8 protein-coding genes and 1 pseudogene are annotated in these 11,116 nt (G+C 74.6%); 8 read left to right on the top strand and 1 reads right to left on the bottom strand.

All coding sequences use genetic code 11. The features are described from left to right. The 7 genes and pseudogenes from HF577_RS37560 to HF577_RS20470 form a co-directional block, all read left to right on the top strand. Positions 1-192: pseudogene (locus HF577_RS37560) on the top strand (hypothetical protein); the annotation flags it as partial. Beyond that, on the top strand, positions 185-1,186 hold the full coding sequence (locus HF577_RS20495; RefSeq protein WP_169397521.1) for an ABC transporter ATP-binding protein: 1,002 nt from the start codon (positions 185-187) through the stop codon (positions 1,184-1,186). The pseudogene HF577_RS37560 and the gene HF577_RS20495, both read left to right, overlap by 8 nt. Continuing rightward, positions 1,183-4,551 (top strand): serine hydrolase, encoded by a 3,369-nt coding sequence (locus tag HF577_RS20490; protein WP_169397520.1) that lies wholly within the window; start codon positions 1,183-1,185, stop codon positions 4,549-4,551. The genes HF577_RS20495 and HF577_RS20490 overlap by 4 nt, the downstream gene beginning before the upstream one ends. Positions 4,552-4,629: 78 nt before the next feature. Beyond that, entirely contained in the window at positions 4,630-5,769 is a 1,140-nt protein-coding gene (locus HF577_RS20485) for a M20/M25/M40 family metallo-hydrolase (protein WP_211174579.1), read from the top strand. Continuing rightward, the gene (locus HF577_RS20480) at positions 5,766-6,659 is read left to right on the top strand and encodes a GNAT family N-acetyltransferase (protein ID WP_211174572.1); all 894 of its coding nucleotides are present in this window, start codon (positions 5,766-5,768) and stop codon (positions 6,657-6,659) included. Before HF577_RS20485 ends, HF577_RS20480 begins: the two co-directional genes overlap by 4 nt. Next, positions 6,656-7,762, top strand: coding sequence for an o-succinylbenzoate synthase (gene menC / locus HF577_RS20475; protein ID WP_169397519.1), 1,107 nt, complete (start codon positions 6,656-6,658; stop codon positions 7,760-7,762). The genes HF577_RS20480 and menC overlap by 4 nt, the downstream gene beginning before the upstream one ends. 97 nt (positions 7,763-7,859) lie before the next feature. Then, entirely contained in the window at positions 7,860-9,515 is a 1,656-nt protein-coding gene (locus HF577_RS20470; protein ID WP_169397518.1) for a PucR family transcriptional regulator, read from the top strand. Positions 9,516-9,536: 21 nt separating this feature from the next. Here HF577_RS20470 and HF577_RS20465 read toward each other — a convergent pair whose 3' ends face one another. Continuing rightward, on the bottom strand, positions 9,537-10,319 hold the full coding sequence (locus tag HF577_RS20465; protein WP_169397517.1) for a methyltransferase domain-containing protein: 783 nt from the start codon (positions 10,317-10,319) through the stop codon (positions 9,537-9,539). A 111-nt stretch (positions 10,320-10,430) separates the two neighbouring features. Between HF577_RS20465 and lexA the strand changes: the two genes are divergently transcribed. Then, complete coding sequence (gene lexA / locus HF577_RS20460; RefSeq protein WP_169397516.1) at positions 10,431-11,093, top strand: transcriptional repressor LexA; 663 nt, start codon at positions 10,431-10,433, stop codon at positions 11,091-11,093. The last annotated feature ends 23 nt before the right edge of the window (positions 11,094-11,116 follow it).

Genomic DNA, 11,116 nt, shown 5'->3' with positions numbered 1-11,116 from the left:
CCCGACCCCGCCCGGTGGCCGGCCGGCTGCGCGTTCGCCCCGCGCTGCGGCCTCGCCGACGACCGCTGCCGGGACGTCGAACCGCCGCTCCTGTCAGACGACCGCAGCCGGCGGGTCGCGTGCTGGCACGCCGACGTCGCGGGGCGGCCGGGCGCGCCCGTCGCCGTCCGGATCGGTGGTGTCCATGAGTGAGCTGCGCCTGGAGGACGTCACCGTCCGGTTCGGCGGCCGCAGGCGTGGCCTGACCGCGGTCGAACGCGTGGACCTCACGGTCCCGGCCGGGTCGGTCGTCGGCCTCGTCGGGGAGTCCGGGTCGGGCAAGTCGACGCTCGCGCGGGCCGCGGTCGGTCTGACCCCGATCGCGGGCGGTGCCATCCTGCTGGACGGGCAACCGCTGCGGCACCACACCCGGGGTCGCCGCCCGCTCCAGATGGTGTTCCAGGACCCGTACTCCTCGCTGGACCCCCGCATGACCGTCGGCGCGTCGATCGCGGAGGCGCTGCCCCGCGGCAGCGTGCGCGGCCGGGGCGCCCGCCAGGCCGAGGTCGCCCGGCTGCTCGACCTGGTCGCCCTGCCCGCCGACCGCGCCGGCACGTACCCGGCGCAGCTGTCCGGGGGGCAGCGCCAGCGGGTCGCGCTGGCCAGGGCGCTGGCCGGGCGCCCGGACGTGGTGATCGCCGACGAGATCACCTCGGCGCTGGACGTCTCCGTACAGGGCACGGTGCTGAACCTGGTCCGCGACCTCCAGCGGCGGCTCGCGCTCTCCATGCTGTTCATCTCGCACGACCTGGCCGTCGTGCGGTACGTCAGCGACTACATCGCGGTGATGCACCTCGGACGCATCGTCGAGTACGGGACCGCCGACGACGTCCTCCTGGACCCGCAGCACCCCTACACCCGCGAGCTGCTCGCCGCGGTGACCGGACCCGTCGCGGCGCCACCCGCCGTGCTCGACGGGGAGCCGGCCGACCCCCAGCATCCGCCGACCGGGTGCCGGTTCCACCGCCGCTGCCCCCAGGGTCCGCTGGTGCTCGCCGACCGCGAGGTCTGCCGGACCACCGAGCCCGTGGCCGACGGCCACCGCCACCGCGCCGCGTGCCACTTCGCGGCGCCCGACACCACCGAGCACGCAGAGCGCGTCGACGTTCCCGTCGACGCCGCCATCGATCCGAGGAGCACCCGGTGACCCGACGCCAGCTGATCGACGACCTCACGACGATCGCCGTGCCGGAGCAGCCCGCGCTGTCCCCGGACGGCAGCCAGGTCGTCTACGTCCTGCGCACGACCGACGCCGACGCCGACCGCACCGTCCGGGAGATCTGGGGCGTCGGCACCCGCGACGGGCGGCCCCGCAGGCTCACCCGCGGTCCCGCCGACACGGCGCCCGCGTGGTCGCCCGACGGCACCCACGTCGCGTTCCTGCGCACCGCCCACGGGGGCCCGCAGGTGTGGCTGCTCGACGTCAGGGGTGGCGAGCCCGAGCCACTGACCACACTGCCGATGGGCGCCGGGGCGCCGGTGTGGAGCCCGGACGGCACGCGGATCGCGTTCGCCGCCGCCGTCGACCTCGCCGCCGACGCCGGGGAGAGCGACGAGGCGCGCGCCCGGCGGGACACCGCGCCCGTGGTGGCTGACCGCCTCGACCTCCAGGCCGACGGCGCCGGGCTGCTGCGCTCGGTGCGCACCCACCTGCACGTGCTCGACCTCGACACCCGGCGGTGCCGCCGCGTCACCGACGGGGACTGGCACGCCGGGCGCCCGTCCTGGTCGCCCGACAGCACGCGGCTGGCGTTCTCCGCGGCGACCGCCCGGGACGCGGACCTGGTGCTGCGGGTGCCGGTGCACGTCCTCGACGTCACTGCCGTCGCCGCCACCCCCGAACCGGTCGGCCTGACCGAGGGGGTCGGCGGGCCGGTCGGATGGACCGCCGACGGGTCGGCGCTGCTCGTCGTGGGCACGACCGGAGCACCGACCGGCCACAACCGGCTGCTGCGGCTGCCGCTCGACGGTGGCGACCCGGTGGACCTCGCCGCACCGCTGGACCGCAACGTGATGCCGGGCGGCCCCGCCTACCCGGGCGCGCTTCCCCAGCTCGTGGACGAGGGCGCCACCGTGCTGTTCTGCGCCAGGGAGCGGGGCTGCACGCACCTCTACTCCGTGCCTGTCGACGGCGGTACCCCGCGGCCGGTGCTCGGCGGGGCCGGGCGCAACGTGCAGGGCCTCTCCGTGGCGGGCGGCGCGGCCGTCGTGGCGCTGGGCACGCCGACGTCCTTCGGCGAGATCGTCGCGGTCGACCTCGCCACCGGCGCGGAGACCGTCCGGACCGAGCACGGCGCGGACCTCGCGGACGTCGAGCTCTTCGCCCGCGAGGAGCGGGAGTTCACGATCTCCGACGGTACCGTCGTGCAGGGCTGGCTGATCCGGGACCCGGCCGCCGAACCGGGGCCGCAGCCGCTGCTGCTGGACGTCCACGGCGGCCCGCACAACGCGTGGAACGCCGCTGCCGACGAGGTGCACCTCTACCACCAGGAGCTGGTCGCCCGCGGCTGGACGGTGCTGCTGCTCAACCCGCGCGGCAGCGACGGCTACGGCGAGCAGTTCTTCGACGCGGTCCGCGGCGGGTGGGGCGAGGCCGACGCGAAGGACTTCCTGGAGCCGCTCGACGACCTCGTCGCCGACGGGACCGCCGACCCGCGGCGGCTCGCCGTGGCCGGCTACAGCTATGGCGGCTTCATGACCTGCTACCTGACCAGCCGCGACGACCGGTTCGCCGCCGCCGTGGCGGGTGGCGTGGTCACCGACCTCACGAGCATGGCGGGCACCTCCGACGAGGGGCACTTCCTCAGCGCGCACGAGCTGGGTGCGCGCCCGTGGGGGGAGGGCAGCGAGCGGTACGCCGCGATGTCCCCGTTGACCCACGTCGACCGGGTGCGCACGCCGACGCTGATCGTGCACGGCGGGGCCGACCTGCTCTGCCCGGTCGGCCAGGCCCAGCAGTGGCACACGGCGCTGCGGGAGCAGGGTGTCCTGACCCGGCTGGTGCTCTACCCGGAGGGCTCGCACATCTTCATCCTCGAAGGCCGTCCCTCCCACCGGATCGACGTCAACCGCCGGGTCCTCGACTGGGTCGAGCAGTACGCCGGTGACGCCGCCGGTCCGCGCCGTCCGCGCATCGACGCCGCGCACTGGCAGCGGCGGCTCACCGCGCTGGCCGCGCGCTACGGTGTCCCTGGCGCCACCCTCGGGATCCTGCGCCTGCACCCTGGCGGCGACGACGAGCTCGTCGAGGCCGCGCACGGCGTGCTGAACGTCGACACCGGTGTCGAGACCACACCCGACTCGGTGTTCCAGATCGGGTCGATCACCAAGGTCTGGACGACGACCATCGTGATGCAGCTCGTCGACGAGGGCCTGCTCGACCTCGACGTCCCGATCGTCGAGGTGCTTCCCGAGCTGCGGCTCGCCGACCCGGACGCCACGAAGGGGGTGACGATGCGGCACCTGCTGACCCACACCAGCGGGATCGACGGTGACGTCTTCACCGACACCGGGCGCGGCGACGACAACCTCGAGAAGTACGTGGCGCAGCTCGTCGACGTGGCGCAGAACCACCCGCTCGGCGCCACCTGGTCGTACTGCAACTCGGGGTTCTCGCTGGCCGGGCGGGTGATCGAGAAGATCATCGGCGGCACGTGGGACGAGGCAGTGCGCAAGCGGATCTTCGAGCCGCTGGGGCTGCGGCGCACGAGCACGCTGCCGGAGGAGGCGCTGCTGCACCGGGCCGCGGTGGGGCACATCGGTGAGCCCGGCGCCGACCCCGTCCGGGCTCCTGTCTGGACGCTCCAGCGGTCGGCAGGTCCGGCCGGGCTGATCAACTCGACCGTCGCCGACCTGCTCGGCTTCGCCCGCCTGCACCTGACCGGTGGCCTCGCGCCCGACGGCACCCGGCTGCTCAGCGAGGAGGCCGCCGCGGAGATGGCGTCCAAGCAGGCCGACCTGCCCGACAAGCACACGCTCGGCGACTCGTGGGGCCTCGGGTGGATCCGGAACGACTGGGGCGGCCACCGCGTCATCGGGCACGGCGGCAACACGGTCGGGCAGGCGGCCTTCTTGGAGCTGCTCCCGTCGCACGGGTTCGCCGTCGCGCTGCTCACCAACGGCGGCAACAACCGTGACCTGCACGAAGACCTCTACCGCGAGATCTTCGCCGAGCTCGTCGACGTCGAGCTGCCCCGACTGCCGACCCCACCGGCCGAGCCCGTGTCCGTGGACGTGTCCCGGCACGTGGGCACCTACGAGCGGGCGGGCGTCCGGGTCGAGGTCGCCGAAGGCCCGGACGGGCCCGTGATGCGGACGACGGTGATCGGCCCGCTCGCCGAGCTGGTCCCCGATGAGACGCAGGAGTACGCGCTGGTGCCGGTCGAGGAGAACCTCTTCCTGGTGCAGCTGCCCGGCTCGGTGCAGAGCTGGTTCCCCGTGACGTTCTACGAGCTGCCCACCGGCCAGCGGTACGTGCACTTCGGTGCGCGCGCCACCCCGAGGGTGAGCTGAGTGCCGGGCTCCGAGGCGGTGCGGGACGGCCCGGACCGCACCACGTTCGTCGCGCGCATGCACGCCGCGCTCCCCGAGATGCTCGCCGACATCGAGGAGCTGGTGACGTGCGAGTCGCCGTCGGCCGACCTGGCCGCGGTCGCGGCGAGCGCCGACGCCGTGGCGCGGGTCGGCACGCGGGTGCTCGGCGTGGCGCCCGAGCGGCTCGTCGCCGAGGGCCGCAGCCACCTGCGCTGGCGGCTGGGCGACGGCCCGCCGCGGGTGCTGCTGCTCGGCCACCACGACACCGTGTGGCCGGTCGGCTCGCTCGCCACCCACCCGTTCCGCGTCGACGCCGGGGTGCTGCGGGGGCCCGGCTGCTTCGACATGAAGGCCGGCCTGGTCGTCGGGATGCACGCGCTGCGGCTGGCGGGGGCGACGGCACCCGGGCGTCCCGGGGTGACGCTCCTCGTCACCGGCGACGAGGAGCTGGGCTCGCCCACGTCGCGCGTGCTCGTGGAGGCCGACGCGGCCGGGTGTGCCGCGGCGCTCGTGCTGGAGGCCGCGGCCGACGGGGGTGCGCTCAAGACGGAGCGCAAGGGCGTGTCGCTGTACCGGATCACCGTCACCGGCCGCGCCGCCCACGCCGGGCTCGAACCCGAACGCGGGATCAACGCGACCGTCGAGCTGGCCCACCAGCTGCTCGCCGTGCACGCACTGGCCGATCCCGGGCGCGGCACGACGGTCACCCCGACCCTCATGTCGGCCGGGTCCGCCTCGAACACGGTCGCCGCATCGGGCGAGGTGACGGTCGACGTCCGCGTCCGGGACACCGCCGAGCAGCGGCGGGTGGACGCCGGGATCCGCGCGCTGCGACCGGTGCTGCCCGGCGCGCGCGTCGAGGTGGCGGGTGGCCCGAACCGTCCCCCGCTCGCGGCCGCGGCGTCGGAGGAGCCGTTCGGGCGCGCGGTCCGGCTGGCCGCCGAGCTCGGGCTGCCGCCGCCGGCCCGCGCCGCGGTGGGCGGCGGTTCGGACGGCAACTTCACCGCGGGCGTCGGCACGCCCACGCTGGACGGGCTCGGCGCAACGGGCGGGGGAGCGCACGCCGACGACGAGCACGTCGTCGTCGCCGACCTGCCGGGGCGCGCCGCGCTCGTCGCCGCGCTGGTGGACGACCTGCTCGCCGGGTCCCCGGGCGGTGCGGCGCGCGGACGAGCACGGACCCGGACGCAACCATGAGCATCGACGGCGGAGCAGAAGACGCGGCCACGCCGGCACGGGTGGCAGCCGAGGCGGCCGCGGCCACGGCAGGCGTGCGGATGCGGGAGATCGCCGACCTTGCCGGGCTGGAGGCGGTCTACCGGCTCTACGACGCGATCTGGCGGCCGGACCCGGCCAACCCGCCGGTGACCACCGAGCTGCTGCGTGCGCTCGCGAAGGGCGGGAACTACGTCGCGGGCGCGTTCGACGGGGCGGAGCTGGTGGGTGCCTGCGTCGGCTTCTTCGGCGCGCCCGCTGACGGGATGATGCACAGTCACATCGCCGGCGTGGCCGCGTCCGGGCGCGGCCGCCACGTCGGGTACGCGTTGAAGCTGCACCAGCGCGCGTGGGCGCTGCGGCGGGGGGTCTCGGCGGTCACCTGGACGTTCGACCCGCTCGTCCGCCGCAACGCGTACTTCAACCTGGTCAAGCTCGCCGCCGCCCCCGTCGAGTACCTGCCCAACTTCTACGGCGGAGTGCACGACGGCATCAACGGCGGTGACGAGACCGACCGCCTGCTGCTGCGGTGGGACCTCGAGGACCCGGCCGTCGTCGCGGCCTGCTCCGGGTCGTTCCGGTGGTACGACGTGCAGGCCGAGCTGGCGGCGGGGGCGGTGGTCGCGCTGGGCCGCTCGGAGCGCGACGGGCCGGTTGCCGGCTCGCTCGACGGCGACACCCTGCTGGTGGCTGTCCCGCGCGACATCGAGGAGCTGCGGGCCGCCGACGCGGGCTACGGCAAGGAGTGGCGGGTGGCGATGCGTGAGGTGCTCGCCCCGGCGATCGCGGGCGGTTCCCGCGTCGCCGGGTTCGACAGGACCGGGTGGTACGTCCTCACCCGCAACCGTGACGCCGGGAGGGCGGTCCGATGAAGCTGACCGGGGTGGAGCTGCGGCGGGTCCGGATGCCGCTCGTGGCGCCGTTCCGCACGTCGTTCGGCGTCGAGACGACCCGCGACGTGCTGCTCCTGCGTGCCGTCACCGACGAGGCGGAGGGCTGGGGCGAGTGCGTGGCCCTGACGGACCCGCTGTACTCCTCCGAGTACGTGGACGGCGCGGCCGACGTGCTGCGCCGCTACCTCGTCCCGGCGCTGGCGGCACACGAGCGGCTGGACGCGAACATGGTCGTGCCGGCGCTGCACCGCTTCAAGGGCCACCGGATGGCGAAGGCCGCGCTGGAGATGGCCGTGCTCGACGCCGAGCTGCGGGCGGCGGGCCGGCCGCTCGCACGCGAGCTGGGCGCCGTCCGCGAGCGGGTGCCGTGCGGGGTGTCGGTCGGGATCATGGGCTCGGTCGGTGAGCTGCTCGACGCCGTCGACGGGTACCTGGAGGCGGGCTACGTCCGGATCAAGCTCAAGATCCAGCCGGGGTGGGACGTGGAGCCGGTGCGCGCCGTGCGCGAGCGCTTCGGTGACGACGTGCTGCTCCAGGTCGACGCGAACACCGCCTACACCCTGGCCGACGCCCGTCACCTGGCCCGGCTCGACCCGTTCGGCCTGTTGCTGATCGAGCAGCCGCTCGACGAGGAGGACGTGCTGGGCCACGCGGAGCTGGCCAGGACCCTCGCCACGCCGATCTGCCTGGACGAGTCGATCACGTCGGCGAAGTCGGCGGCGGACGCGATCCGGCTGGGCGCGTGCTCGATCGTCAACATCAAGCCCGGCCGGGTCGGCGGCTACCTCGAAGCGCGCCGCGTCCACGACGTGTGCGCGGCGCACGGCGTGCCGGTGTGGGCGGGCGGCATGCTGGAGACCGGGCTGGGCCGGGCGGCCAACGTGGCGTTGGCCGCGCTGCCCGGCTTCACGCTGCCCGGCGACACGTCCGCGTCCGATCGCTACTACCGCACGGACATCACGCCGCCGTTCGTGCTGGAGGACGGCCACCTTCCGGTCCCGACCGCGCCCGGTCTCGGCGTCGAGCCGCTTCCCGACGCGCTGGCCGCGGTCACCACCGGCACGGACTGGCTGCCCCTGTGAGGTGCCGCGGTCGCCACGATGATCGTCCTTCGGCACGAACAAGCGGGGCGATCTAGACTCGCCGACCGGCTCCCTAGCGTCGGGCGGTGCTGCTTCGATGGACCTGCGATCGCAGCGCGGCCTCGGCCGGGTGCTGGCCGACCTCGGCACGCTGCTGGAGCTCCTCCACGGCGACCCGGGCCGGGCGGGCCCGATCGGGGGCGTCGTGATCCACGACCCGTTCGAGGAACCGGTGCTGCCGCGGTACGCGCTCGTGCTGGGCGTGGGCATCGGCGCGCCTGCGGAGCTCGAGCAACTGCTGCTCACGCTGGGCGGGCACGGCGCCGCCGGGCTGGTCGTCCGCATGCCCGTCACCGTCTCGCCCGAGGTCGCCGCCGCGGCCGAGGAGTCCGGTGTGGCACTGGTCGGGCTGACCCCCGGCGCGTCCTGGGCGCAGCTCGCGGCGATGCTGCGCGCGCTGCTGGGTGAGGGGGACGTGGGCGACGCCCGCGCCGAGACGCTCGGCGGGATCCCGTCCGGTGACCTGTTCGCCCTCGCCAACGCCATCGCCGCGCTCATCGACGCGCCGGTGACCATCGAGGACCTCAGTTTCCGGGTACTGGCGTTCTCCGGGCGTCAGGACGAGGCCGACGCATCGCGCGTGGAGACGATCCTCGGCCGCCAGGTCCCCGAACGCTTCTCCCGGGTGATCGCCGAACGAGGGGTGTTCCGGGAGCTCTACGGCAGCGACCGGCCGGTGCTCGTCGAACCGCTCCTCCTGGGCCTCGACGGGGTGGACCTGCCGCGCGTCGCGGTGGCTGTCCGCGCCGGTGACGAGGCGCTCGGCTCGATCTGGGCCGCCGTGCGGGCCCCGCTCAGCCCCGACCGCACCCAGGCGCTGGCGGACGCGGCGCGGCTCGTGGCGTTGCACATGCTGCGGATCCGGGCGGGCGCCGACGTCGAGCGCAGGCTGCGTGCCGACCTCGTGAGCACCGCGCTGGAGGGCGGGGCGGGCGCCCGCGAGGCCCTCGACCGGCTGGGCCTGGCCGACCAGCCGGTGGTCGTGCTCGCGATGGCGATGCTCGGCCGACCCGACGCCCACCGCTCCATCGCCGGCGACGCCGACCTGGCCACCGAACGGCAGCGGCTGGCCGACGGCCTCGCCGTGCACCTCAGCGCGGTGCACCCGCGCTGTGCCGCCGCGCTCGTCGGGGACGTCGCCTACGGGCTCGTGCCCGTCGCCCCCGACGTCGACGGCGAGACGCGGGCCGGGCGGATCGCCGCGGACTTCCTCGACCGGGTCGGTGACCGCGCCCGTCCCGTCATCGGGGTCGGCCCACCGGCGCAGGACGCCGCAGGCCTGGCCGGTGCGCGGGCCAGCGCCGACCGGGCGCTGCGGGTGCTCCGCGCGGAGGGCGGCCGCGGGCGCCGGGTCGCGCGGCTGTCCGACGTCCAGGTCGAGGCGCTGGTGCTGGAGCTGCGCGACCTCGTCTCGGCGCGCGGTGACCGCCCGACCGGCCCGGTGGCCCGGCTCTTCGCCTACGACGAGCAGCACAACACGAACCTGGTGGAGACCCTGCGGGCGTGGCTGGAGGCCTTCGGTGACGTCGTCGCGGCCTCCGCGGCCGTCTACGTCCACCCCAACACGTTCCGCTACCGGCTGCGCCGCCTCACCGAGGTCGGCGGCATCGACCTCACCGACCCGGAAGCGCGGTTCGCGGCGATGCTCCAGCTGCGGGTCGTCATGCCGACGGCACCGCGGCGGCAGCCGTGACCGCCGGCATGGCGAGTGAGGTCAGGCTGCCGTCGCCACGAACACGTACCGGTTGACGCTGAACAGGTAGTCGCCCTCGTCGCTGCGCGCGTGGAGGTCGGCGAGCCACGCCTCGGCGTCGGCCGCGGTCAGGCCCTGCCGGCCGACGACGAACCGCGAGATCGTCTGCATCATGTGGGCGCTGTACGAGTCCTCGGTCAGCCGAGGGTTGAACATGACGTGCACGTGCTGCCCCGTGACGACGAACCCGGCGCGGCGCAGCAGCCCGGCCAGCGTCTGCGGCAGGCGCGGGTGCACCAGGTGCTCGTCCCAGGCCGTGAGGACGCGCCGGTTCAGCTCCCGGTCGGCCGTGTGCCACACCAGCGAGTCGAAGTCCGTGTCGAGGATCAACGCCCGCCCGCCGGGCCGCAGGACCCGCCGCAGCTCGCCGAGCGCTCCTGAGATGTCGGCGACGTACTCGTAGACCTGGGTCGACACGACGGCGTCGAACGTGTCGTCGGAGTACGGCAGCGAGACGGCGTCACCCTCGTCGAGGTGGACCCACGGCGTCCCGCCGGTGCGTGCAGCGGCGAGCGCGTGCATCGCCGGGCTCGGGTCCAGGCCGTGCACCACGCCCGACGGGCCCACCGCCTCAGCGATCGACGCCAACAGGTAACCGGGCCCGGATCCGACGTCGAGAACCCGCTCTCCTGGTTGCGGCGCGAGCAACGACAGCACGTGCTCCCGTTGCGCCGCGACATCGGGGCTCGCATACGTTCGCTCGGTACGTCGCGCGGCATCCCCGTCGAACCGAAGCATGGTCATGCGGCCGACACTAGAAGCCGAGAAACACCGGATGGGCCGTGGGCATCATCTCCTGCGTCACGTCGTCGCCCACCGGGGCTCGACCCAGCTGCCCGCCTCTACCATCCGCGGGTGCCCGTCTCCGATGATCATGATGTGTTCGAGCACCTGGACACCTCGACGCTGCCGCCGCGCCAGCAGCGGATCCTGGTCGCGATCCGGGACTGGGTGGTCCGGTACGGGTATCCGCCGAGCACGCGCGAGATCGGGGACGCCGTCGGGCTGCGGTCATCGTCGTCGGTGTCGAAGCATGTGGCGAGCCTGGAGGAGAAGGGTTTCCTCCGGCGCGGTGCGGCGATGTGCCGGCCGATCGACGTGCGCGTCTTCCTGCAGGAGCCCCGGCCGCGCAGGGCCGTCGACGACTCGGTGGCCGTGCCCGTGGTCGGAGATATCGCTGCGGGGACTCCCATCGTGGCCGAGGAGCACGTCGACGACGTGCTGACGCTGCCCCGCGCTCTCGCCGGGCGCGGCAACGTCTTCGCTCTGCGGGTGCGCGGTGACTCGATGATCGACGCGGCGATCTGCGACGGTGACACCGTCGTGGTGCGCCAGCAGTCCGAGGCCCATTCCGGGCAGATCGTCGCCGCGATGATCGACGGGGAGGCCACGGTGAAGGTGTACCGCCGCCGCAACGGGCACGTGTACCTCGAGCCGCGGAACCCGGCTTACGACGTCATCGACGGCGACGAGTCCGTCGTGCTGGGCGTGATCGTCTCGGTGTTGCGCAGCGTCTGAGACGGAGCCTGTCGGCTCGGCGA

It is taken from the genome of Pseudonocardia xinjiangensis, assembly GCF_012911925.1.
GTDB lineage: Bacteria > Actinomycetota > Actinomycetes > Mycobacteriales > Pseudonocardiaceae > Pseudonocardia > Pseudonocardia xinjiangensis.
Note: the sequence above shows the minus strand (reverse complement) of the source record. Positions and strands in the feature narration are given on the sequence as shown.